This is a genomic window from Pseudomonas sp. TE21435 (genome assembly GCF_056279265.1).
This window is the reverse complement of record NZ_JBWBQZ010000001.1, coordinates 4,666,386-4,691,330: the sequence shown is the minus strand read 5'-3', so window position 1 is coordinate 4,691,330 and position 24,945 is coordinate 4,666,386. Positions and strand designations below refer to the sequence as shown.

Annotated in this window: 21 protein-coding genes and 1 tRNA gene; 2 read left to right on the top strand and 20 right to left on the bottom strand. The window is 61.8% G+C overall.

Annotation, left to right across the window (positions count from 1 at the left end; translation table 11 throughout):
- Positions 1-92 precede the first annotated feature (92 nt).
- The 16 genes from ACZ9C1_RS21235 to ACZ9C1_RS21160 all read right to left on the bottom strand — a co-directional run bounded on the left by ACZ9C1_RS21235 (position 93) and on the right by ACZ9C1_RS21160 (position 16,748).
- A tRNA-Sec gene (locus ACZ9C1_RS21235) sits at positions 93-188 on the bottom strand.
- Positions 189-194: 6 nt separating this feature from the next.
- A complete protein-coding gene (gene selB, locus ACZ9C1_RS21230) occupies positions 195-2,117 on the bottom strand; it encodes a selenocysteine-specific translation elongation factor (protein WP_476254343.1) in 1,923 nt (640 codons plus the stop codon).
- A complete protein-coding gene (gene selA, locus ACZ9C1_RS21225; RefSeq protein ID WP_457378604.1) occupies positions 2,114-3,541 on the bottom strand; it encodes an L-seryl-tRNA(Sec) selenium transferase in 1,428 nt (475 codons plus the stop codon). Before selA ends, selB begins: the two co-directional genes overlap by 4 nt.
- A 153-nt stretch (positions 3,542-3,694) precedes the next feature.
- A complete protein-coding gene (gene fdhE, locus ACZ9C1_RS21220) occupies positions 3,695-4,621 on the bottom strand; it encodes a formate dehydrogenase accessory protein FdhE (RefSeq protein ID WP_476254342.1) in 927 nt (308 codons plus the stop codon).
- A 4-nt stretch (positions 4,622-4,625) separates the two neighbouring features.
- Positions 4,626-5,282 (bottom strand): formate dehydrogenase subunit gamma, encoded by a 657-nt coding sequence (locus tag ACZ9C1_RS21215; protein WP_102684367.1) that lies wholly within the window; start codon positions 5,280-5,282, stop codon positions 4,626-4,628.
- Positions 5,279-6,229, bottom strand: coding sequence for a formate dehydrogenase subunit beta (gene fdxH, locus ACZ9C1_RS21210; RefSeq protein WP_038707246.1), 951 nt, complete (start codon positions 6,227-6,229; stop codon positions 5,279-5,281). Before fdxH ends, ACZ9C1_RS21215 begins: the two co-directional genes overlap by 4 nt.
- A complete protein-coding gene (gene fdnG, locus ACZ9C1_RS21205) occupies positions 6,229-9,297 on the bottom strand; it encodes a formate dehydrogenase-N subunit alpha (RefSeq protein ID WP_476254341.1) in 3,069 nt (1,022 codons plus the stop codon). The genes fdxH and fdnG overlap by 1 nt, the downstream gene beginning before the upstream one ends.
- Before the next feature lie 129 nt (positions 9,298-9,426).
- Entirely contained in the window at positions 9,427-9,615 is a 189-nt protein-coding gene (locus tag ACZ9C1_RS21200; RefSeq protein ID WP_139668134.1) for a rubredoxin, read from the bottom strand.
- Positions 9,616-9,666: 51 nt separating this feature from the next.
- Positions 9,667-10,554 (bottom strand): LysR family transcriptional regulator, encoded by an 888-nt coding sequence (locus ACZ9C1_RS21195; RefSeq protein WP_177485978.1) that lies wholly within the window; start codon positions 10,552-10,554, stop codon positions 9,667-9,669.
- A 169-nt stretch (positions 10,555-10,723) separates the two neighbouring features.
- Positions 10,724-11,593, bottom strand: coding sequence for a DMT family transporter (locus ACZ9C1_RS21190; RefSeq protein WP_277502579.1), 870 nt, complete (start codon positions 11,591-11,593; stop codon positions 10,724-10,726).
- Positions 11,594-11,659: 66 nt separating this feature from the next.
- Positions 11,660-12,907 (bottom strand): cation:proton antiporter, encoded by a 1,248-nt coding sequence (locus tag ACZ9C1_RS21185; RefSeq protein ID WP_277502578.1) that lies wholly within the window; start codon positions 12,905-12,907, stop codon positions 11,660-11,662.
- A gap of 57 nt (positions 12,908-12,964) precedes the next feature.
- Entirely contained in the window at positions 12,965-14,200 is a 1,236-nt protein-coding gene (locus ACZ9C1_RS21180) for an ATP-grasp domain-containing protein (RefSeq protein WP_476254340.1), read from the bottom strand.
- 107 nt (positions 14,201-14,307) lie between these two features.
- Positions 14,308-15,069 (bottom strand): iron-containing redox enzyme family protein, encoded by a 762-nt coding sequence (locus tag ACZ9C1_RS21175; RefSeq protein WP_476254339.1) that lies wholly within the window; start codon positions 15,067-15,069, stop codon positions 14,308-14,310.
- Positions 15,070-15,079: 10 nt separating this feature from the next.
- Positions 15,080-15,526: a DUF3291 domain-containing protein gene (locus tag ACZ9C1_RS21170; RefSeq protein ID WP_139668125.1), complete on the bottom strand. Its 447-nt coding sequence runs from the start codon at positions 15,524-15,526 to the stop codon at positions 15,080-15,082.
- Entirely contained in the window at positions 15,523-15,981 is a 459-nt protein-coding gene (locus tag ACZ9C1_RS21165; protein WP_139668123.1) for a VOC family protein, read from the bottom strand. Before ACZ9C1_RS21165 ends, ACZ9C1_RS21170 begins: the two co-directional genes overlap by 4 nt.
- A 17-nt stretch (positions 15,982-15,998) precedes the next feature.
- Complete coding sequence (locus ACZ9C1_RS21160) at positions 15,999-16,748, bottom strand: HalD/BesD family halogenase (RefSeq protein WP_139668121.1); 750 nt, start codon at positions 16,746-16,748, stop codon at positions 15,999-16,001.
- Positions 16,749-17,168: 420 nt separating this feature from the next.
- On the opposite strand from ACZ9C1_RS21160, the gene ACZ9C1_RS21155 reads away from it, so the two are divergent.
- Complete coding sequence (locus ACZ9C1_RS21155; RefSeq protein ID WP_256659220.1) at positions 17,169-17,663, top strand: GlcG/HbpS family heme-binding protein; 495 nt, start codon at positions 17,169-17,171, stop codon at positions 17,661-17,663.
- Between the two features lie 88 nt (positions 17,664-17,751).
- Here the strand turns inward: ACZ9C1_RS21155 and ACZ9C1_RS21150 are convergent, their stop codons facing one another.
- Together ACZ9C1_RS21150 and ACZ9C1_RS21145 are read right to left on the bottom strand one after the other, a co-directional pair.
- Positions 17,752-18,300, bottom strand: a complete 549-nt coding sequence (locus tag ACZ9C1_RS21150) for a single-stranded DNA-binding protein (protein WP_023629920.1) — start codon at positions 18,298-18,300, stop codon at positions 17,752-17,754.
- 9 nt (positions 18,301-18,309) lie between these two features.
- Complete coding sequence (locus ACZ9C1_RS21145; RefSeq protein WP_139668119.1) at positions 18,310-19,704, bottom strand: MFS transporter; 1,395 nt, start codon at positions 19,702-19,704, stop codon at positions 18,310-18,312.
- Between the two features lie 129 nt (positions 19,705-19,833).
- On the opposite strand from ACZ9C1_RS21145, the gene uvrA reads away from it, so the two are divergent.
- Positions 19,834-22,668, top strand: coding sequence for an excinuclease ABC subunit UvrA (gene uvrA, locus ACZ9C1_RS21140; protein WP_173862457.1), 2,835 nt, complete (start codon positions 19,834-19,836; stop codon positions 22,666-22,668).
- A gap of 72 nt (positions 22,669-22,740) precedes the next feature.
- On the opposite strand, the gene bfr is transcribed toward uvrA, so the two are convergent.
- Together bfr and ACZ9C1_RS21130 are read right to left on the bottom strand one after the other, a co-directional pair.
- Positions 22,741-23,205, bottom strand: a complete 465-nt coding sequence (gene bfr, locus ACZ9C1_RS21135; RefSeq protein WP_028690240.1) for a bacterioferritin — start codon at positions 23,203-23,205, stop codon at positions 22,741-22,743.
- Between the two features lie 162 nt (positions 23,206-23,367).
- A complete protein-coding gene (locus ACZ9C1_RS21130) occupies positions 23,368-24,807 on the bottom strand; it encodes a catalase (protein ID WP_139668117.1) in 1,440 nt (479 codons plus the stop codon).
- Positions 24,808-24,945: the final 138 nt, after the last annotated feature.

Genomic DNA, 24,945 nt, shown 5'->3' with positions numbered 1-24,945 from the left:
GCAGATCTTCCGTTCGCCATCGCGGGGCAAGCCCGCTCCCACAAATCCGTGGGAGCGGGCTTGCCCCGCGATCGTTTCAGCATCTGGAAAAGTGGCGGAAGGCAGCGGGAGTCGAACCTGCCCGGGAACGGCTGCCGTCCCCAACCGGGTTTGAAGCCCGGCCGCGCCACCGGGCGCGATTGCCTTCCTTGAAATCAGGGCCCGTGTTGCGGTTGGGCCAGGGCGCTGTCGGCACGAACCTGCCGCAGGTCACCGACCCGTCGAGTCAGGCCGATGCGGTCGAAGTACTCGAGTATCTGCACACTGCGCTTGCGGCCGATGGCCAAACCATCGCGAAACGCCGCGACCTGCACTATCGGCGAAGTCGCAGCCTGGCGCAACAGCAGCTCCGCCATGCGCCTGAGCGTCGCCTCCGGGTAGAACAGGTCACGCACCACCTGATGCACCAGGCCCAACCGGGCCAGCTTGCGCAACAACAGCCGGACATCAGCCTCTTCGCAACCCTCCTCGCCGGCCAGGGTCCGTACCCAGGGCGGGTCGAACTCACCTGCCAACAAGCGCGGCAACAGACGCTCCCACAATGCGCTGTCCGCGTCGCTCAACTGGACCCGGTGGTCCGGCAGGTGCAACCAGGGGCCGCTGCTGCTGATCGCACCTGCGCCCAGCAGCTCATCGAGCAAGCTGACAAACGCTGGGCGCTCCAATGGCAAGGCGGTAAAGCGGCGCAAGCGGTCCCGGTCCGGGCCAAGCTGGTCGGGCTCTTGCGCATGGAACTGCGCCAGACGCTCCAGCACCTGTCGCTTGAGTGCCTGCCACTGTAAGTGATCGAACAACAGCTGACCTTGACGGGTGGCAATCACTAGCACCGAATCCGGCAACTGCCAGGTCTCGCGCAAGCGGTTGAACTGGCGCTCCAGACGCCGGGGTTCGAGACCGCCGGGGGCCGCCTCGAGCAGGGCCGACAACGCTTGCTCGAGATTGTCGGCGTCGCGCAGCACCTGCAACTGACGCAAGCGCGCTTCGCTGCGCCGTTGCCGGCTCGGGGCGAACGGGTCGAGCACACGCCCACCACCCAGCGTGCGCTGGGCGCGTTGGTCACGCAGCACCAGGCGATCCCCATGCACCGCCTGCAGCGGGGCATTGAGCAGCAACTGGGCGAACATGCGCTGGCCGGCCGCGAGCCGCTCACCTTCGAGCAAGGCAACCCGGGCGGTGACATCCTGGGTGCCCAGGTGCACGTGCACTGCGCTGAAATGCTCGAAGGCGCGGGTTTCACCCGGCAGCAGGGTGAAGTCGATATCGACCCGCACGCTGGGCGCATGCAGCCACTCCGGCATAAGCCAGTCGCCACGATGCACCTGCTCGGCCGAGAGCTTTTCCGCGCTGATGTTCAAGGCCACCCGCTGCCCGGCTGCGGCGACCAGGGCTGCCTGGTTCTGGGCATGCAGGCCACGCACCCGCACCGCTTTGCCGGCCTTGCCGAGCAGCAAGGTATCGCCGACGCTGACCTGCCCGGCCAGCGCCGTGCCGGTGACCACGACTCCCGCTCCGGAAACCGCGAAAGCTCGGTCTACCGCCAGACGCAAACCGCCACGCACGCTGCGCTGGCGAACATGCGCTTCAGCCGCCAGCAAAGCCTCGCGCAGGGCGTCGATGCCCTCGCCGGACAGGCTCGAAACCGCAAACTGCCTGGCCCCGGCGTAGGGGCCGGGCGCGAGCAGTTCGATGACCTGGGCCCGGACTTCACTCAACCGCGACGGCTCGACCCGGTCGCACTTGCTGATCACCACCAGCGCCTGGGGAATGCCCAGCAACTCGATAATCGAGAGGTGCTCACGGGTCTGCGGCATCACCCCATCGTCGGCGGCCACCACCAGCAGTACCAGGTCGATGCCATGGGCACCGGCCAGCATGTTGTGGATAAACCGCTCGTGGCCCGGCACATCGATGAAGCCTGTCAGCGGCGCCCCTTGCGCCAGCGCCGCGTAGCGATAGCCGAGGTCGATGGTCATGCCCCGGTCGCGCTCCTCCCGGCGGGTGTCGCCGGCCTGGCCGGTCAGGGCCTGGAGCAGCGCGGTCTTGCCATGGTCGATGTGGCCGGCAGTCCCGACAATCACTGCACCGCCCCCAGTTGCAACGCCGGCAGTTGCGCCAGCCACTGGGCCTCGTCGTCCAGCTGGCGCAAGTCAAGCCACAGGGCATCGTCGTCGATACGCCCGAGCACCGGCACCGGCAGGTCGCGCAACGCGCGCTCCAGTACATGCAAGCTACGCCCGCGCAGTTTCTTCGACACCTGCGGGCGCAAGCACAGCGCCGCGCTGGGCAGCCGCGCCACCGGCTGGCTGCCGCTGCCGATCATGCCCAGGGCCGGCTCGACGCTCACCACCCATTGCGCGCCGAGACGAGCAGCCAACTCGGGCGCCAGGCGCTCGGCCTGGGCGGCGATCTCGGCTTGCGCACGGGTCAGCAGGCGCAGGCCGGGCAGGCGTTCGGCCAGGCGATCGGGGTTGCGATAGAGCTGCAGCACCGCCTCCAGCGCGGCAAGGGTGATCTTGTCGACCCGCAGGGCACGCTTGAGCGGGTTCTTCTTGATCTTCGCGATCAGTTCCTTGCGCCCGACGATGATCCCCGCCTGCGGGCCGCCCAACAGCTTGTCGCCGCTGAAGGTGACGATGTCGGCGCCGTCGGCCAGCGCCTGGCGCACCGTCGGCTCGGCCGGCAGGCCCCAGCGGGTCAGGTCGAGCAGGCTGCCGCTGCCCAGGTCTTCGAGCAGCGGCAACTGATGATCGTGGGCGATGCGCGCCAGCTCGGCGGTGGGTACCTGGGTGGTGAAGCCCTGGATGCTGTAGTTGCTGCAATGCACGCGCATCAGCAGCCCTGTGCGCGGGTTGATCGCGCCTTCGTAGTCGCGGGCGTGGGTGCGGTTGGTGGTGCCGATCTCGTGCAGCTTCACCCCGGCGCGGGCCATGATGTCGGGGATGCGGAACGCACCGCCGATCTCGATCAGCTCGCCGCGGGAGATGATGCCCTCCTTGCGTGCGCCCAGGCTGTTGAGCGCCAGCAGCACGGCGGCGGCATTGTTGTTGACCACGGTGACGGCTTCGGCGCCGGTCAGCTCGCGGATCAGGCCTTCGATCAGGTCGTCGCGGTCACCCCGCTTGCCGGTGGCCAGGTCGAACTCCAGGTTCAGCGGATAGCGGGCGGCGACCTGCATCGCCTCCACCGCCTCCTCCGGCAGCAGGGCGCGGCCGAGGTTGGTGTGCAGCACCGTACCGGTGAGGTTGAAGACCCGGCGCACCTGGCTGCGCTGCTGGATGGCCAGGCGCTCGCCCGTGCGCCCGAGCAGAACGTCGGCGCTCAGTTCCACGGCGCCAAGCTGACCCAGGCGAGCTGGTTCGCGCAGGTCGTCGAGGAGCTGGCGCAGGGTGGCCAGAGTAGCGTCGCGGCCATGACGGTCGAGCAGCGGCTGGCAGGCCGGATGGCGCAGCAGGGTGTCGATGGAGGGCAAGCGTGGGGTGTCGCTGGCGGGGCTTGGAGACATGCGGTACTACCTGTGACTGATCCGTTGTCTGTTCGGGCCCTATCGCTGGCAAGCCAGCTCCCACAGCTCCAGCGCCAGACTCGAGGCTTGCGCTGTACCTGTGGGAGCCGGCTTGCCGGCGATGGGGGCAACTCGATAGCGAAGTGTAGACACTCACCCACCACCCGGTGCCAACATAAGGTTCGGCGCCAGCCGATGAAAGCCCTCGTCGTCCAGCCGCATATCCAGCGCCAGGCTCGCCAGGTCATCGGCCAACGGCTCGGCCGCCGCGTCGTTCTCCAGGTAGCTCTGCTTCAGGTAACCCTGGCACCCCGGACAGCACTCGGCGCGCAGCGGTGCCTTGCCCGGCGCATGGCGGTCATCCTCGAGGCTGCTGTAGCGCAGGCCCTTGCTCGACTCGCAGTACACGCACTTGACCCGCACCACATGCCATTCGCAGGCACACAGCGAACAGGCCAGGTAGCGCAGGCCGTTGTGCTTGCCGCGATTGCGCACCACACCGGCCATGGCCGGCGAGCCGCAGGCCGGGCACTGGGCCAGGCTGCCAGCGGGCTTGAGCTCAGGCTCTGGCAGCGTCAGCAACCAACTCGACCAGGCGGCCTGCAACGCCGCGCCCAGGAAGGGCACCAAGGCCGCCGGTACGGCGTCGTACTGGCCACCGAGCAGCGCGATGGCCCAGCCCTTGCGCTGTTCGTCACCGCTCTCGCGCAGGCTGCCCAGCGCCGCTGCCAGTGGCCCTTCGGGCGCCGGTTCGAAGTGATCGAGCAGCGCTTGCAGCCACACCAGCCACTGCCCTTCGCGCACCAGGCCGTCCGCTGCCAGGGGTGGCAGGCCATGACTTATGCACAGGCGCTGACGCTCCTCGGCTACCGGCAAGCCACCGGGCGGGTTATCCACAAGCTGCTGCTGGATCCGGCACAGGCGCGCGACCAGATGCAGATACTCGCCAAGGGCATTGCCCTCGGCCAGATGCTCCAGGCGCGCGGCCCGCACTGCGAACAGATTGGCGGGCGGCAGATGCAGGAACGGCGGCATTACCGCCGACGCTTCGATCTGCCCGGGTTCGAGAATCGTGCTCAAACGCTCATCCTTCTTTTCTACCGTGATTGTGCGGCGTCTTGTCGCCGGTGACTTCCCGGTACCACAGTTCATGGTGCTTGCGCGCCCAGGCGCGGCTGACCCAGCCATGCAGCATCGCGCCGATCGAGCCCTTGATCCAGATCCCGGCGTAGATGTGCACGATGATGCTCAGGATCAGCACGAACGCCGCCAGGGCATGCAGCAAGGTCGCCAGTCGGATAGCACCGATATCAAAGTAATGGCTGAACCAGGCTCGCCAGATCACCACGCCGCTGACCAGCAGCACCAGCATGCACGCCAGCAAGGTCCAGAACAGCAGCTTCTGCCCGGCGTTGTACTTGCCGATCGGCGGCACGCCCTCCTCCTTGTTGAGCATCACCCGGTCGATGCGGCGCAACCACAGGCGGTCGTTGGCGGTGATGAAGTTGGCGCGCCAGAAGCGCAGCACCAGGCCAAGGAAGAACACGAACATGGCCACGCCGATGAACGGGTGGAGGATCCGTGTCCACGGCCCGCCGCCGAACAGGTGGCTGAGCCAGAACAGCGCCGGGTGGAACAGCGCCAGCCCCGACAGGCCGGCCAGCACGAACAGGATCGCGACGATCCAGTGATTGCTCCGCTCGTTGGCGTTGTAGCGCAGGATAGGCTTGTTGTCGTTCATGGCCGCTGCTCCCCCTGCCCGCCCGGGCGGTTCGGATCATAGACATGCACCGCCGGGTCCACCTGGTGGACATCGTTATCCACAGGTGCCGGATGCTCGTCTTCCTCGACCCGCTGCGGGCCGACACGTACGTAGTGGAAGAACCCGGCCAGCACCGCCGCGCCCATGGCCAGCAGCGCCAGCGGCTTGCTGAAGCCCTTCCACAGCCCGACCAGCGGGCTGATCACCGGTTGGTCCGGCAGACCGGCGTAGATCCGCGGCGTGTCGGCATGGTGCAGCACGTACATCACGTGGGTGCCGCCGACACCGTCCGGGTCGTACAACCCGGCGTTGTCGTAGCCCCGCGACTTCAGGTCGACGATGCGCTCATCGGCATGCACCTTCATCTCCTCCTTGCTGCCGAAGACGATCGCCCCGGTCGGGCAGGTCTTCACGCAGGCCGGCTCCAGGCCCACGCTCACGCGGTCGGAACATAGGGTGCACTTGTACGCCTTGTGATCCTTCTGCGAAATGCGCGGGATGTTGAACGGGCAGCCGGTGATGCAGTAGCCGCAACCGATGCAGTGGTCCTGGTTGAAGTCGACGATACCGTTGGCATGCTTGATGATCGCGCCCGGGCTCGGGCACGCTTTCAGACAACCCGGATCGGCGCAGTGCATGCAGCCATCCTTGCGGATCAGCCACTCCAGGTTGCCGTCGTCGCGCTCGTGCTCGGTGAAGCGCATCAGGGTCCAGGTTTCGGCACTGAGGTCCTGGGGGTTGTCGTAGGTGCCATGGTTGTGGCCAACCTCGTCACGCAGTTCGTTCCACTCCGAACACGCCACCTGGCAGGCCTTGCAGCCGATGCACTTGGTGGTGTCGATCAGCTTGGCGACTTCCTGCTGCTGGCGTACCGAGGGCGGCACGGTGGTGGTGGCCGAGCGGGCAATGATGTCTTGGCTGGCCATCAGAGTTTCTCCACTTTGACGAGGAACGACTTGGACTCCGGCGTCTGCGTGTTGCCATCCCCGAGGAACGGCACCAGGGTGTTGGTCAGGTAACCGTGCCGCGTGGCGCCGGTGAAGCCCCAGTGCAGCGGGATGCCGATCTGGTGCACGGTCTGGTTGTTGACCTGCAGCGGACGGATCCGCTTGGTCACCACCGCCACCGCATCAATGTGCCCGCGCTTGCTCGATACCCTTACCCGGTCACCGGCCTTGATGCCCTTCTCGTTCGCCAGCACCTCGCCGATCTCGACGAACTGCTCGGGCTGGGCGATGGCGTTGAGCCGGCAATGCTTGCTCCAGAAGTGGAAGTGCTCGGTCAGCCGGTAGGTGGTCGCGGCGTGCGGGAACTCGTCGTGGGTACCCAAGGTGTCCCACACCGAATCGAAGATCCGCCCGGCCGGGTTGCTGGTGGCCTTCTTGTTCTGCGGGTGCAGCGGGTTGATGCCGATCGGTGTCTCGAAAGGTTCGTAATGCTCGGGGAACGGGCCCTCGGCCATCTTGTCGATGGCGAAGAAGCGCGCCACACCCTCGGGGTTCATGATGAACGGATTCATCCCCGCTTCCGGCGGCGAGTCGACCTTGAAGTCGGGCACGTCGGTGCCGGTCCAGGCCTTGCCGTTCCACCACACCAGGCGCTTCTTCTCCGGGTCCCATGGCTTGCCTTGCGGGTCGCTGGAGGCGCGGTTGTAGAGGATGCGGCGGTTGGCCGGCCAGGCCCAGGCCCAGTTCTGCACCTGGTGCATGCCATAGGGATCGCTGTTGTCACGACGGGCCATCTGGTTGCCCTGCTCGGTCCAGCTGCCGGCGAAGATCCAGCAGCCCGACGCGGTGCTGCCGTCATCCTTCAACTGCGCGAAGCCGGCGAGCTGTTGCCCAGCCTTGAGCATCGCGCCGCTGGCATCGGTGAGATCACTGACCGCCCAGCCGTTCATCTCCTTGGCCAGCTCTTCGGGGGATGGCTCCTCAGGGACCTTGTACGGCCAGCTGATGTTGAGCAGTGGGTCCGGATAGGCGCCGCCCTCGGCCTGATAGCGCTGGCGCAGGCGCAGGAACAGCTCGCTCATGATGTGCACGTCGGTACGGGTCTGGCCCGGGCCATCGGCGCCCTTCCAGTGCCACTGCAGCCAGCGGCTGCTGTTGACCAGCGAACCGTCCTCTTCGGCGAAGCAGGTGGTGGGCAGGCGGATCACCTCGGTCTGGATGTTGGCCGTGTCGACGTCGTTGAACGGGCCGGCGTTGCGCCAGAACTCGGACGTTTCGGTAGCCAGCGGGTCCATGATCACCAACCACTTGAGCTTGGCCAGCGCGGCGGTGACGCGGTTCTTGTCCGGCAACGCGGCGATCGGGTTGAAGCCCTGGCACATGTAGCCGTTGACCTTGCCCTGGCCCATCATCTCGAACATGCGCAGCACGTCGTAGGCCGGCACGTCGAGCTTGGGCAGCCAGTCATAGCCCCAGTTGTTCTCCGCCGTGGCATTGGCGCCGTACCAGGCCTTCATCAGGCTGACGTGGAACTTGCCGTAGTTCTGCCAATACGACAGCTGCCCGGGGCGCAGCGGTTTGGAGGCACGCTTGTCGATGTAGCTGGCGTAGTCCTGCTCGGCGTCGCCGGCCAGCGTGAGGTAGCCCGGCAGCGAGTTCGACAGCAGGCCCAGGTCGGTCAGGCCCTGGATGTTGGAGTGCCCGCGCAGGGCGTTGACCCCGCCGCCGGGCATGCCGACGTTGCCCAGCAGCAACTGCACCATCGCCGCGCTGCGGATGATCTGCGCGCCGATCGAGTGCTGGGTCCAGCCCAGGGCATAGAGGATCGTCATGGTCTTGCCCGGCACCGAACAGGTGGCGATCTCTTCCCAGACTTTCATCATCTGGTCCTGGGGCATGCCACAGGTCATGCTCGCCAGTTCCGGCGTGTAGCGGCTGTAGTGCTGCTTCATCAGCTGATAGACGCAACGCGGGTGCTGCAGGGTCGGATCGACCTTGGCGAAGCCGTCCTCGCCCAGCTCATAGCCCCAGCCGGACTTGTCGGCATACACGCGCTTGGCCGCGTCGTAGCCGCTGAACAGCCCGTCCTCGAAGCCATAGCTCTCTTTGACGATGAACGACACATCGGTGTAATTGCGCACGTACTCGTGCTGGATCTTGTCGTTGCTCAGCAGGTAGTTGATCAGCCCGCCCATGAAGGCGATGTCGCTGCCGGTACGGATCGGCGCGTAGTAATCGGCCACCGAGGCGGTACGGGTGAACCGCGGGTCGACCACGATCAGCCGCGCCTTGTTGTGCGCCTTGGCTTCGGTCACCCACTTGAAGCCGCACGGGTGCGCTTCAGCGGCGTTGCCGCCCATCACCAGGACCAGGTTTGCGTTGGCGATATCGGACCAGTGATTGGTCATCGCGCCACGGCCATACGTCGGGGCAAGACTTGCCACCGTCGGGCCGTGTCAGACACGCGCCTGGTTATCGAACCCCAGCATGCCGGTCGCACGGATCACCTTGTGCGTCAGGTAGCCCGCTTCGCTGGAAGCGGCGGACGCGGCGAGAAATCCGGTGGTGAGCCAGCGGTTGACCGTCTGGCCCTGGGCATTCTTCTCGATGAAGTTGGCGTCGCGGTCCTGTTTCATCAGGTCGGCGATGCGGTCGAGGGCTTCGTCCCACTCGATGCGGGTCCACTCGTTGCTGCCCGGCTTGCGCACCTCGGGGTACTGCAGGCGGCTCGGGCTGTGGATAAAGTCCAGCAGGCCCGCGCCTTTCGGGCATAGGGTGCCGCGGTTGACCGGATGGTCCGCGTCGCCCTCGATATGGATGATGTTCTGTTTGACGTTCTTGCCCGCGTCACCCTGGCTGTACATGATCAGGCCGCAGCCGACCGAGCAGTAGGGGCAGGTGTTACGGGTTTCCTTGGTATGCGCCAGCTTGAAGTGGCGTATCTGCTCGGCGAATGCCGGTGTCGGGGCCATGCCCAACGCCGCGAGGCTCGAGCCTCCAAGGCCGACGGCGGCGACCTTGAAGAATTGCCGACGGTTGAGGTCCATCGTGCACTCCTGATCAGGTTCTCGGGCGCACGGGACTTGGCCGGCGCCTCAGGGACTTCACGGTGGCGGTGGGTAGAGACCGCCAACTGTTAAGCCTAGTCAAGAATCTGGGAAGTGCGATGACCCAGATCATGCATCGAGCGATTCGACACGAGGTACAAACGCTTCCTTGCCCAGCCCGCAGTCAGGGCAAAGCCAGTCATGTGGAATATCTTCAAATGCAGTCCCCGGCGCGATGCCATGCTCCGGATCACCTACCGTCGGGTCATAGGTGTACCAACAGGTCTCGCAATAGTAATCGGCAACCTGCGTAGCCATCGTATGTTCCTTTTTCCCATGGTCCGGTGCCGCACGAAGCCAGCCATTGCATCAGGTCATCTGCCCTGACCGGCGCAATGCACTCACCAGGTAGTCGACCATCACCTTGACCTTCTGCGACACATGCCGGCCGGGCTGATAGAGCACCCAGGCCATCCCTTGCATCGCCCCCGCGTATCTCCACCCGGGCAACAACTCCACCAGGGTATTGGCGGAAATTGCTTCAGCCGCCAGCCCGGCCGGCAGGCAGGAAATCCCCAGGCCCGAGATCGTGGCATTGAGGACCGCCTCCGGACTGTCCGCGAAGTAGCGCCCCGAAACACTGACCTCGCACATTCCATGCGTTGAAATGAACTTCCAGTTCTGGATTTCGGTGGCCGCGGAAAAAGGGATGCAACTGTGTTCCGCCAACACCGAGGGATGCTCAGGTCGCCCGAACTTTTCCAGGTAACTCTCGGCGGCACAGACAATGAAATCGACGGGGAACAACTTGCGCGCTACCAAACCCAGGGGAGGACTGTCCGTTATCTGAATCCCAATATCGATACTCTCGGCAATAAAGTCCAGTGCTCCCTCATTGGAAATGAGCTGTACATTGACGCCGGGGTAGCGGTACAAAAACTCCGGAACCAACTGGTTACACGCCGCGTACAGCGAACGTGGCACCGCAATGCGAATAAGCCCTTGCGGTGCTTCGAGAAAGCGGTCCTTGAGGCGAAACACATTGGCCGAAGACTCCAGCAACTCTTTGCAGTGTGAGTAGATCTGGGCGCCTTCGGCATTCACTCTCAATTGCCGGGTGCTGCGCTCAAGCAAACGCAATGACAAGGCATTTTCAAGCTTTGACACTTGTTTGCTGACCGCTGAGGCAGTTAACCCCAGCCTGACCGATGCATCTACAAAACTTCCGGTCTCGACGACCACTGCAAAAGCCGCCATGCAAGGCAACATATCAACATGACTTTTTGGAAGGCAGCCTCGATATTCCATTATTATGACCACTCATATCTACAGGCCAATAAACGAAAGCCTCCGCCCATGACCCAAGGACCAAAGAACCAAAGGACCCAAAAAATTCACCGCAAACGTTTGCAACTTTTCGACAACATCATCCATAAAGATGCAAAAGCACAGCCCCCAACAACACCAGACACACACCGCCTACTTGAATGACCGATAACCGCTCGCGATAAAAGAAGTATCCGAGGATGGCCGCGATACCACCCGACAATGTACTGATGACAGTAACGACTGAAACCGAACCGTTGAGTGCCCCCCAGGAAAAAGCCGAGAACCCTCCCAGGTTGAACAGGCTTGCGCCACACAGTGAACCCAATGTCTTCAAACGGATCGTGGCATGATCGCGCAGCAACCTGAAGGCTTCCGGAATCAAGAAGGCCACCCCGACGGCATAACCTAGCGCCAGCATGTTCACCGGTCCCAGCGCCGGCAAGGCGAACTTGCCTTGAATCCAGAAGCTGACGCCGTAAAGCATGGCCGCCAGCAACGCATATCCTATCGATACAGTGCCCTTTGCCTTGCGCTCGAAATCGCCGCCATGGTCACTGCGACTGGCCAGAAGTACACCGAAGAAGCAGACGAAGATACCACTCACCTGCCAGACTGACAGTGTGTCCCCGCCGAGCCAGGCCAGCAGCGTTGTAAAAACGCCATAGGAGGTGACCAATGGCGCCACGACAGCGGTCTTGCCAACCGCAAACGCTTTTGAAAGCGCCAATGCCCCGATCACGGTACATAGTGAAGCCACAATACCCAGTACCACCGCGCGTCCGGGAGCCGACAGGAACTTCTCCCACTGACCGGCCGAAATGACAATAATAATTATCATTAACAAAAGCCCCAGCAGTTGCCCGAAAAAGACCGCCCGCTTGACCCCTACCGCTCGTGCGTTCACACCGACCAGAAAATCCGTAGCCCCCCAGAACGCAGCGGCCAGCAACCCCATGAACACGTCCACAACATTGTTCCTTATTCTTGACTGATCTATTTAATCTCCAGACGGTAATCGGGATTAACACAAAAATCAAACACCCGTATGAGGCGACGTACTGTAGCCAGTATCACTCTTACGGACCCGGCGATTTAATAATGAAATCAACGGATTAGTTAAAGCCATTGAAACAAGCGCAAGCATCAGGAGAACACCATAGGAACTTTCGGACAACACTCCAGCCTGCAGCCCTACACCAAGTACTACTAATTCCACAAGCCCCTTGGTATTCATCAACACACCGAGTTCCAATGAAACATTTGGTGTCAGCCCCGACATCCTCGCCCCGACATAAGAACCCAGAACTTTGCCGACAGTCCCCCCCACGAGGAACAGCAGCAACCACAACCATAGAGTGGGGTCACTGAAGGCCCCGAGCGAAACCTGGATACCGGAACTGGCAAAGAAGATTGGCGTGAGAAACAGATGGCCAAATCTGCCGACCCACCGGCGCCAGGCCTGCTCCATCGAGAGCAGGTCGTGAAAGACATAGGCCGCCATTACCGCACCGACTGCCTCATGGAACCCAAGTATTGCGGTAACTTGCGCTGAAAACAGGCAATAGAGCAAGGCAAGCGCCACCTTGGACCGCTCACCCAGGACGGCGTAACTGGCCCACTTTCTCAGCCAGGGTCGGAGCAGCAGGAACGTCAGCGCGGCATAAACCGACAATCCGGCGACCCTGAGCAGGCTATCGACCACGCCGGTGGTGCCGCTCAACTGTAGCGTCAGCACCAACGCAAGTGCTAACCATGCAAACACATCGGTGTAGACCGCCGCCGACAGGGCCAGTTGCCCGGCTCGCCCATCGATACCCGCATGCTCCTGGATAATCCGCACCAACACCGGCAGGGCTGTCACGGACAAGGCAACCCCACAGAAGATCACGTAAGGCCAATAGGGTTGCATTGGTGCAAGCGATGCCTTGGACCAGGCTCCGACGATGCAACCCAGGGAAAACGACAGCACGATCCCCAGGGTAGCGATCAAAGCGGGCACTCGCTGCCCTCCCCCCTTGGACCCGATGCCAGCGGCGTGCCATGGCACCTCGACCATCAGGATAATCAGCCCCAGTTCGCTCAACGACCTGACGACATGCATCGACTCAGGCGCGAACAACTGAGTCGAGGCCTGCGGAAACCAGGCACCAAGCACTGTGGGCCCCAGCAGGATACCTGCGGTGATCTCCCCGATCACCCGGCTCTGGCCAATCACTGTCGCAAGCTGTCCACAGATCGTACATGCGAGCAATATCAAACACACCAGCATTATCCAGTTCATGGGCTCTCCCTTACCCGAATTCCTGCCGACGGGTGCCCATGAGCGGGCACCCACCACTTACGCGAGCACCAGCCTCAGGCGCTCATGGACGATCTCGGCATGCCTGCGCAGAACTGCGGGATCCTGGTGGATGAGGTAGACGAACCCCCAGGTCGACAGGAAATCCCGTGTCCCCTCGATCACCTCGCCCTCGCTGACAAGAAAACCAAGCTCATGGAACGACTCGAGCCCCTCGACTTGCTCCACACCTTCGATCCCCGTGACCGTGCCGCCCGCTTCGCAGATCAGGCAGCAAATACAGAAGTGTTTGTCGTAGTGCGGAACAGGTAACGCCTGCGGCGCATTACCAAGGTAGATATCGATGTTCAGGTCATAGCAATTGAGCCCCGTGCACAGCTCTATCAGGGTGGGTACATTCGCCCCCGGCAACCGGCCATTCTGCTCGATGATGAAATGTCCATCGGCATTGATCTTGAACTCGATGTCGTTGATGCCGATATCGGCCTCGATGGCCGAGTTGACCCGAGAGATATAGGCAAACGCCTGACGAGCCTTGTCACCTACGGGCGAAATGGATCGAATGTTGCGATAGACGCTAGGGTGGTCGCCGACGCGGATTTTTTCGTACTCGGCGAAACAGAGAATCTGCCGGCCTCGCGCCGCCCCGAGGTTCGCCGTGACAATAAAGAACTCAGGACCTTCCACATAAGCTTCCACCAGCGCATGCTTTTCCTCCTGGGCACAGGGCTCTTCATTGCTCTCGATGGCGGCCAGCGCCTTATACATATCGCTTCTGGACTGGCAGATCTTCACATGCCTCGCCCCCGTGCCTTGGCTGGGCTTGACCACGACGGGGAAAGCAATGCCAGGGTCGTGTCCCTGGGCGAGCTCGTCCATGGACAATCGAAAGGCCGGCATGGAAGGAACGCCCTCATCCTTCAGCCGATTCTTCATTTCCAACTTGTTCATCCGGGCCAGGTGCGTTGCCACCGGATTTCCCGCCACGCCAAGATGGGCCGCCAACCGATCGGCGATGCGCAATGCCGAGTCAGAACCGGGAATGACCGCCAGCACCGTCCTTCCTGCCAGTTTCACCTTGGCTTGCTCCAGCCCCTCGGCGTGCAACACCTCATCGAAGCCATCCACCCCATGCAGCTTCTGCAACCGCCCGGGGAAGCGCTCCCGGGTTACCAGCGCCAGCGCGTGATAGCCCTTGCGACGAATGTCCTCACCGTATCGCCGCCCGGAACTGATCGGATCGATGACCACTACCGTTTGCGCTCGTGTGTTCATTGCAGACTCCGCATGGCCTGATACATGTAGTGGTAATAGCGCAGCGCGACGTTGTAGCGGATCATCACGCCCAACGAGAGCTCTCGCACCACATCCTCACCACCAGCCTAATGCTGCAGGACCGTTTCGTACCAAGCGGCGCTATGCCGTGTATCGATGCTGATGTGGGCCTTGTGGTAGGCAATCACGTCCCTGGGCAGGCCCAGACGCTCCATTGCCGCCGTTGTCGCGCCGAAGCGTACCGGCGCCGAACCCTCCACCAGCCCCATGGCGCCGATCAGGCGCATGTTGTACTCGCGTCGCACTGCCCACATCAGCAGGATGTTGCCATTCATCAGGCACTCGAGCGGGGGAACCTCCACACTGATGCCGGCCTCGCCCAGCAGATCGCGCATGTAGCTGGAGGACGTGCGGAACATCGTGGTATGCACGCCAGCGAAATCACCATTGCCCATTTCATCCCAGTAGTTCTCGCCTGCGACCATCTTGCAGTGGATCGGCATGCCCAATTGCGCAACCGCCATCAGGTCATCGAACGAGCCATCGACCATTTCCTCCATGCAGATGTAGTAGGCCACCTGCTCGACACTGGCATGGTGCCGCATGAAGTCCACGAAGAAGCGGATATCTTCGTTTATCTTCTTCTCGCACATCAGGTACCAGGGCAGGAAGGCCTCCCGGGTGCTCGGTAACTCGCGCAAGTCAACCAGGCGCTCCTCGGCCGTATTCCATTGATCCTCCAGACACTCCACCAGGTTGCGGGACAGCCTGACCGACTTCTGCGCATTGACGAGCTGTGCCGGATCACCCAGAAAACAACGGTAATAGTCGGCCAGTTGCTGTTGCGTATCACGTGCCAATTGAGTCATCTGTCCCTCCTCAATACAGGACGGTTGGGAGTTCACTGGAGCGCAGGTCGAACGCGTCATGTGACGGTCCGACGTCATAGAGCCGTGTGAGCCGGGTGTGCGCCTCGTGCAAATCCGGGATATGGCCTTCAGGTACCCACCACAGCACCACTCGAGGCCGCGAGATGGGTTCGAACCATTCCGATCCGCGTTTCATGAATGTTTTGTGCGGGGTGTTGTAGAGAAAGTCCTTGAGTGATCGGACGTCTCGCCAGAGCGAAAGCGTATAGAGGTAGCCTTCGCCCCATAGCCGGTCGAGCAACGGTTGGTTCTCCTGGGTTTCACGCCAGATAAAACCCGGATGCTGCTCTGCCAGCCAATTGACGTAGCCGGTCGATGCATAGAACCCTTCCATCCGGGTGTCACCCTTGGGAAATCTGGGCTTCACCAGGTCGAACTGAGCAAGTCTGCGCTTCATGCGGCCTCCCATCCTTGGACCTCGATAATGTTCCGGTCAGGGTCTCGTACATACACAAACGTACAGACACCTACCCCCTCGACAGGCTGGCGCGTCAACTTTCCGAGCAGCCAGCCACCGGAACGAATGACCTTGTCGCAAACTTCGTCCAGGTCAGATACTTCGAATGCGATATGCGTGAACCCACGCGAATTGGCAAACTTCTCCGGCGCTTCACGAACACGACTATATTGAAAAACCTCCAGCGTCGGACCGCCCTCTGGATGACCGGGCAACTGAAGATGAACACCTTCTATTTCCGGATCGAGCAGGCCGGTTCCGTCTGCTACTGGTTGACCTGAAAGCCGGCGGACAGGGCCGACTGGAACACAGCCAAATACATCTATGTAGAACTTGGCAATTTTCTTCCAGTCGGTGGCGATCAGGTTAGTATGTGAATACTTGACCTTGGCCATGCGTAATTCCTCGGGGATCAATCACGGAAAACGAACGTTTCATGTTCGACTTGTCGATCCTTGTCCCTTGCCCGCTCCCAGGTCGTATTCAGAATAATCCGGGTGACATCCTGCGTCAGGGGTTTAACCCGATGCAGTGTGGTATCCGCCTTGAGCAGATAGACATCGCCGGTCATGTGGAAGTAGGAGTCGACCTTGTTCTCGACCAACAGGTTTTCGACGCGCGGGTTCTGCTTGTCCCAGTGGGTATGCGGTACGCATTCCAGCAGCCCACCGGCCTCAAGCGCAGGCGCCTCGACGATCCAGATGATCGTGTAGGGGTAGTCGCCCCAGTGCCAGCCATGGGTGTCACCGGACTTATGCTGGCTATTGATGATAAAGTTGTCCCACTTCCACGGTGTGGGAATGATTTCTTCCTTAACGATGTGAGAAATAAGACTCATGAGGTAGCGTGACTTATACGCCAGCGGAATATAACGCCCGTTAACCTCGATGCTCTCCTGAGGTACATTGCTCAAGTAGCGCGGAGTATTACCCGTTGACTCGATGAGAAAATCACGACGCTTTGAAAAATTAGCAAGCAGATACCTTACATCCTCCGAAATACGATCACGCACACCGGGGTCGATCAAGTGATTTATCTTAAGGTAACCATCCCTGGCAAACCGGTGTTGCTCCCAGAAAAAGTCCTGCCCTGCAAAAGGATCTGAATCCAGAATATCCTGACTTTGTTCCACACGTACTTGAACGGCAGCACCATCCGTCATGTGAATGCTCCTTGTGAGTTAGCGTGATGAGTTACTTACTGACACATTCAAATCCTACCCACTCCAGCAGCTTGGATAAACCCTACGCACAGACTTTCATTCATTCCACAAACACAGGAATTCGAAAATCATTAGCCGAGTGACTTTATTAGTATAAGTAATAAGACTAAATAGCCTTACTCATGAGACTTATTCGTTTGGATAGTCTAACAGCGAAGAACAAGCCGTGGATGCTTGGGAAACCTTGAGACGAAAAGCTCCGCCACACCTGGACGCTGAAGCCAACGAAGGCATTTGAGAGCGACCATGCATCATTAAATCGCCAGGCCCACATCACAAACGGAAATGGACTACATCCCGACATATCCAGTGCCTGTTAAGTTGACGCGCCACACATGGATGAGGCTCACAGGAATGGACATGAAATATCTCTTGGGCAATCTCCTGATCGGCATCTCGGTGCTTGTTCAACCGATGGTAGTGGCAACCGCCAATAGTGATCACAACCCACCCGCCGCTCACCTGCAGATCACCGCCGAGCGGGCACGGGCGATGGCCGATGCCGCCGAGCAGGCCGCCCGTGCCCAAGGCTTCGCCATCGTCATCAGCATCGTCGACAACCACGGCAACCTGAAGCATTTCCACCGCATGGACGGCACCAGCAGCGGTAGTGTCCAGGTAGCGCAGCTCAAAGCCGCTACATCTGCGCGCTTTCCACTTTCATCCCGTTCACTGGGTGAACGCAGCGCTGGGTTGCCAGCCAATCCCTACGCTTCGCTGCCCGGTTTCACTTTGCTGGAAGGCGGGTTGCCAATTATGGATGTGAACGGCAGGCATATCGGCGGTATAGGCGTCAGCGGAGCAACACCAGAGCTTGATGCACAATTTGCCCAGGCGGCGCTCGAAGAAAACTGACTGGCAAAAAGAAACCCGCTTCATGCCTGAAGCGGGTTTCTTGTCACAGCTCCGTTCACCTGTGGTACCTAGTGCCCACAGGAAAGGATCAGAACGGAATATCGTCGTCGAAGCTGTCGAAGTCAGCGGCAGGCTGCGGAGCCGGCTGTTGCGGCGCTGGGCGCTGCGGCGCTTGTTGCGGGCGCTGGGCCTGCTGGCGTGGGGCCTGGTTGTACTGTTGCTGCTGACCGCCCTGGTTGTAGTTGTTGCCACCACCCTGGTTGTACTGGTCGCCACCGCCCTGCTGGCCCTGCGGACGACCGCCGAGCAGCTGCATGGTGCCGTTGATGTCGACGATGATCTCGGTGGTGTAGCGCTTGATGCCGTCCTTTTCCCACTCGCGGGTCTGCAGCTTGCCCTCGATGTAGCACTGCGAACCCTTGCGCAGGTATTCGCCGGCGATTTCGGCGACCTTGCCGAACAGCGAGACACGGTGCCACTCGGTGCGCTCGACCTTCTGGCCCGACTGCTTGTCGGTCCACTGCTCGCTGGTGGCCAGGCTCAGGTTGGTCACGGCGTTACCGTTGGGCAGGTAGCGGACTTCGGGATCCTGACCGCAAGTACCGACCAGAATGACTTTGTTAACCCCACGGGCCATAACGTTCTCCTAGGCTTCGCACGCCGAAGAGGCTGGGTTCACCAGACGCTCGAGGGTCGCACGGTCCAAAATTTTCGTATCCAGTTTGATATAGATGGCGGCTTCTTCTGCCACCACCACAGCGTCGGTCACACCCGGCACGGCCATCAGGCGCTCGATCAGCCCGGCTTCCCGGACCGCTTCCGGCGTCAGCGGCATGCGCAGGCTGGTCACGTACGGCGGCTCGTTCATGCGCAACGCCGTCAGCAGCCAGAAGGCGCACAAGCCAGCGCAGCCGAGGAACACCATGCTCAAGCCACCGTGCTGGAACAACCAGCCACCGAGGATGCCACCCAGTGCCGCGCCAAGGAACTGGCTGGTGGAGTAGACCCCCATCGCCGTGCCCTTGCCGCCGGCAGGCGACACCTTGCTGACCAGCGAAGGCAAGGATGCCTCCAGCAGGTTGAATGCAGTAAAGAATACCACGGTGCCGATCACCAGTCCGCGCAAGTTGTCAGCCCACTGCCAGAAGAACACCTCCACCAGCAGCAGGACACTGACCGCGCCGAGCAACACGCGTTTCATCTTGCGCTTCTTTTCCCCGTAGATGATGAAGGGGATCATTGCAAAAAATGAAACCAGCAGCGCGGTCAGGTACACCCACCAGTGCTGCTCCTTGGGCAGCCCGCCGCGCTCGACGAAGGCCAGCGGCAGCGCCACGAAGCTGGCCATCAGGATCGCGTGCAGCACGAAAATACTGATGTCCAGGCGTAGAAGGTCCGGATTGCGCAGGGTCGGGCCGAGGGCCTGACGGGCGACACCGGACTCGCGATGACTCAGCACACTGTGCGAGCTGGGCACGACGAAAGCGATCAGCGCGATGCCGACGAGGGCAAGTCCTGCAGTGGCCAGGAACAATCCTGACAAACCAAAGGCGCGGGTCAACAGCGGGCCGACCACCATCGCCACGGCGAACGACAAGCCGATGCTCATGCCGATCATGGCCATGGCCTTGGTCCGGTGCTGTTCGCGGGTCAGGTCGGACAACAGCGCCATGACCGCCGCAGAAATCGCCCCCGCGCCCTGCAGGATGCGCCCGGCGATAACCCCCCAGATCGAGTCGGCCTGGGCCGCCAGCACACTGCCCAGGGCGAAGATCACCAGCCCCACATAGATCACTGGCCGGCGACCGATGCGGTCGGAAATCACCCCGAACGGAATCTGCAGCACCGCTTGCGTCAGACCATAGGCGCCGATGGCCAGGCCGATCAGTGCAGGCGTGGCGCCGGCCAGGTCCATGCCGTAGGTGGCGAGCACCGGCAGCACCATGAACATGCCCAGCATACGAAAGGCAAAGACCAGGGCCAGGCCGCTCGCGGCGCGGGTTTCGCTGCCACTCATGCGCTCGTTGTGGGTGTCGTGCATGGATTAACCTCGTGTGAACCGGCGGCGATTCTATCAGTCCGACGCCTTGACGGCATATACGCGACGCTTTGCCGCGTACTGGCAGCGCGCCGTATACTGCTTTGTTTATGCCCGCCGAGCGAGGCCGTAGTGGACAAGATCCTGATCCGTGGGGCGCGTACCCACAACCTGAAGAACATCGACCTGACCCTGCCCCGGGACAAACTGATCGTGATCACCGGCCTGTCCGGGTCCGGCAAGTCCTCGCTGGCGTTCGACACGCTGTACGCCGAAGGCCAGCGCCGCTATGTCGAGTCGCTGTCGGCCTATGCCCGGCAGTTCCTGTCGATGATGGAAAAACCCGACGTCGACACCATCGAAGGATTGTCGCCGGCCATCTCCATCGAGCAGAAGTCGACCTCGCACAACCCGCGCTCGACCGTCGGCACCATCACCGAGATCTACGACTACCTGCGCCTGCTCTATGCCCGCGTCGGCACCCCACGCTGCCCGGACCATGACATCCCGCTTGAGGCGCAAACGATCAGCCAGATGGTCGACCTGGTGCTGGAAAAGCCCGAAGGCAGCAAGCTGATGCTGTTGGCGCCGGTTATCCGCGAGCGCAAGGGTGAGCACCTGGCGGTGTTCGACGAGCTGCGCGCCCAGGGTTTCGTACGCGCCCGGGTCAACGGCAAGCTGTACGAGCTCGACGAGTTGCCCAAGCTCGACAAACAGAAGAAACACAGCATTGATGTGGTGGTAGACCGCTTCAAGGTCCGCGCCGACCTGCAGCAGCGCCTGGCCGAGTCCTTCGAGACCGCGCTCAAGCTGGCCGACGGCATCGCCCTGGTAGCGCCGATGGACGACGAGGAAGGCGAAGAAGTGATCTTCTCGGCGCGCTTCGCCTGCCCGGTGTGCGGCCACGCGATCAGCGAGCTGGAGCCGAAGCTGTTCTCCTTCAACAACCCGGCTGGCGCCTGCCCGACCTGCGATGGCCTGGGGGTCAAGCAGTTTTTCGACACCAAGCGCCTGGTCAACGCTGAGCTGACCTTGGCCGAAGGCGCGATTCGCGGCTGGGACCGGCGCAACGTCTATTACTTCCAGATGCTCGGCTCGCTGGCCGCGCATTACGGCTTCAGCCTGGAGGAACCGTTCGGCGAGCTGTCCGCCGAGCACCAGAAGGTGATTCTGAACGGCAGCGGCAAACAGAGTGTCGACTTCAAGTACCTCAACGACCGAGGCGACATCGTCAAGCGCTCGCACCCGTTCGAAGGCATCGTGCCAAACCTTGAGCGTCGCTATCGCGAGACCGAGTCGGCCACCGTGCGTGAAGAGCTGGCCAAGTTCCTCGGCACCCAGCCCTGCCCTGATTGCCGCGGCACCCGCCTGCGCCGCGAAGCACGCCATGTCTGGGTGGGTGAGAAGACCCTGCCGGCAGTGACCAACCTGCCGATCGGCGAAGCCAGCAATTACTTCGGCGCGCTGAGCCTCACCGGTAGACGTGGCGAGATCGCGGCGAAGATTCTCAAGGAGATCTGCGAGCGTCTGCAGTTCCTGGTCAACGTCGGCCTCGACTATCTGACCCTGGACCGCAGCGCCGATACCCTGTCTGGCGGCGAGGCCCAGCGTATCCGCCTGGCCAGCCAGATCGGCGCAGGCCTGGTGGGCGTGATGTACATCCTCGACGAGCCCTCGATCGGCCTGCACCAGCGCGATAACGACCGCTTGCTGGCAACGCTCAACCACCTGCGCGACCTGGGTAACACGGTGATCGTGGTCGAGCACGACGAGGACGCCATCCGCCTGGCCGACTACGTGGTGGACATCGGCCCGGGCGCTGGCGTGCATGGCGGGCAGATCGTCGCCGAGGGCTCACCCGAGGAGGTGATGGCGCATCCCGACTCGCTGACTGGCAAATACCTGTCCGGACGCAAGAAGATCGTCGTGCCGGCCAAGCGCACCCCGCGCAACAAGAAGCTGTCGCTCAAACTCAAGGGCGCGCGCGGCAACAACCTGCAGAACGTCGACCTGGAAGTGCCGATCGGCCTGCTGACCTGCGTGACCGGTGTGTCCGGCTCGGGCAAATCGACGCTGATCAACAACACCCTGTTCCCCCTGGCCGCTACTGCGCTAAACGGGGCAAGCAGCCTGGAAGCGGCGCCGCACGCCAGCGTCGATGGCCTGCAGCACCTGGACAAGGTGGTCGATATCGACCAGAGCCCGATCGGCCGTACGCCACGGTCGAACCCGGCTACCTACACCGGCATCTTCACGCCGATCCGCGAGCTGTTCGCTGGCGTGCCGGAATCGCGTTCGCGCGGATACGGCCCAGGGCGCTTCTCGTTCAACGTCAAGGGTGGGCGCTGCGAGGCCTGCCAGGGCGACGGCCTGATCAAGGTGGAGATGCACTTCCTGCCGGACATCTACGTGCCGTGCGACGTGTGCAAGAGCAAGCGCTACAACCGCGAAACCCTGGAGATCAAGTACAAGGGCAAGAACATCCACGAGGTGCTGGAAATGACCATCGAGGATGCCCGCGAGTTCTTCGACGCGGTGCCGGCCCTGGCGCGCAAGCTGCAGACCCTGATGGATGTGGGCCTGTCGTACATCAAGCTGGGGCAATCGGCGACCACGCTGTCGGGCGGCGAAGCGCAGCGGGTCAAGCTGTCCCGCGAGCTGTCCAAGCGCGACACAGGCAAGACCCTGTACATCCTCGACGAGCCGACCACCGGCCTGCACTTCGCCGATATCCAGCAACTGCTGGACGTGCTGCACCGCCTGCGTGACCACGGCAACACCGTGGTGGTCATCGAGCACAACCTGGATGTGATCAAGACCGCCGACTGGCTGGTGGATTTGGGGCCGGAAGGTGGGTCCAAAGGCGGCCAGATCATTGCCTGTGGCACGCCAGAAGAGCTGAGCAAGATGAAGCAGTCGTACACCGGCCACTACCTCAAGCCACTGCTGGAGCGTGACCGGGCCTGAGTGGAGTCGCTGACATGAAAAAGCCCCTGGTACCGTCGGTGCCAGGGGCTTTTTCGTAGGGCTGTGGATAACTTACATCTGCGACTGCAGGTAGTTCTCCAGGCCGATCGCCTTGATCAGACCCTGCTGCTTCTCCAGCCAGTAGGTATGATCTTCTTCGGTGTCGGCCAGCTGCGCGCGCAGGATGTCGCGGCTGATGTAGTCCTTGTGCAGTTCGCACAGCTCGATGCCCTTGCACAGCGCGGCACGTACCTTGTACTCGAGCTTGAGGTCGGCCTCGATCATCTCCGGCACGGTGCTGCCCACTTCCAGGTCGTCGGCGCGCATGTCCGGAGTACCTTCGAGCATGAGGATACGGCGCATCAGGGCATCGGCGTGCTGCGTCTCTTCTTCCATCTCGTGGTTGATACGTTCATAGAGCTTGGTCAGGCCCCAGTCTTCGTACATGCGCGAGTGAATGAAGTACTGATCGCGTGCTGCCAGTTCGCCCTTCAGCAACGTGACGAGATAGTTGATTACGTCCGGGTGACCTTGCATCGCCCTGCTTCTCCGTGTGAATACGTCAATAGGGCTAGTGTGAACCAGGTTTTGCTCGCGGTCACTGAAAAACGCGCAATTAGAAGCAAAAAATCGGCTAAACAGTAGTGATATTCATTGAAAAACCGCCCAAATGAGGGCGGTTCTTCTTATCACTTCGACTTAGCCGAGATTCACGCCCAATGCCTTGGCAATCCCTTCGCCGTAGGCCGGATCAGCCTTGTAGAAGTACTGCAGCTGACGCTGGATGACATCGTCGCTGACACCGGCCATGGTCCCGGCGATGTTGTTGATCAACAGCGCCTTCTGCTCATCGCTCATCAGACGGAACAGTGCCCCGGCGTGGCTGTAGTAATCGTTGTCCTCACGGTGATCGTAACGATCCGCCGAGCCGTTTAGGGCCAGTGCGGGCTCGGCATGCCGCGGCGATTGCTTCGGCGCGCTTGCATGGCTGTTGGGCTCGTAGTTAGGAGCGCCGCCGTATGCGCCGATGGCCATGGAGCCGTCGCGTTGGTAGCTGTTCACCGGGCTGCGCGGCGCATTGACCGGCAGTTGCTGGTGGTTGGTGCCTACGCGGTAGCGATGCGCATCGGCATAGGCGAACACACGCCCCTGCAGCATGCGGTCTGGCGACAGGCCAACCCCGGGGACCATGTTGCTGGGCCCGAACGCCGCCTGCTCAACCTCGGCGAAGTAGTTGAGCGGGTTGCGGTTGAGCTCCAGCACACCGACTTCGATCAACGGGTAGTCCTTCTGCGACCAGGTCTTGGTCACATCGAACGGGTTTTCGTCACGGCTGGCCGCCTCGGCCTCGCTCATCACCTGGATGCACACGGTCCAACGCGGGAAATCGCCGCGCTCGATGGCCTCGAACAGGTCACGCTGGGCGTAGTCCGGGTCGCTCCCGGCCAGACGGGCGGCATCAGCCGGCGCCAGGTTCTTGATGCCTTGCTGGGTCTTGAAGTGCCATTTGACCCAGCTCCGCTCGCCCTGGGCGTTGATCAGGCTGTAGGTGTGGCTGCCGAAGCCGTGCATGTGGCGGTAGCCATCGGGAATGCCGCGATCGGAGAACAGGATGGTGACCTGGTGCAGTGCCTCGGGCGAATGCGACCAGAAGTCCCACATCATTTGCGCGTTCTTCAGGTTGGTCTGCGGGTGGCGCTTCTGGGTGTGGATGAAGTCAGGGAACTTCAGCGGGTCGCGAATGAAGAACACGGGAGTGTTGTTGCCAACAATGTCCCAGTTGCCTTCCTCGGTGTAGAACTTAACCGCAAAACCACGCGGGTCGCGTTCGGTATCCGCAGAGCCGCGTTCGCCGCCCACGGTGGAGAACCGCAGGAACGTTTCGGTCTGCTTGCCGATGCTGTCGAACAGCTTGGCACTGGTGAGCTCGGTGATATCGCGGGTGACGGTGAAGGTACCGTAGGCGCCGGAGCCCTTGGCGTGCACGCGACGCTCCGGGATGTTCTCGCGGTTGAAGTGGGCAAGCTTCTCGAGCAGGTGGAAGTCGTCGAGCAGCAGCGGGCCACGAGGGCCTGCGGAACGGGAGTTCTGGTTGTCGGCTACGGGTGCACCGCTGGCGGTAGTGAGAATCTTGCTCATGGGCTCTCCTGATCGGTCTTGAATTGCCGGCTAATCGGCTTGAGGAGAGTATTGTCGAGCGAGGTCACAAGGACAAATTCATTAAGTGACTTATATCAATAGAAAATAACAATTCACCAGACAACAAAAAACCGGGCC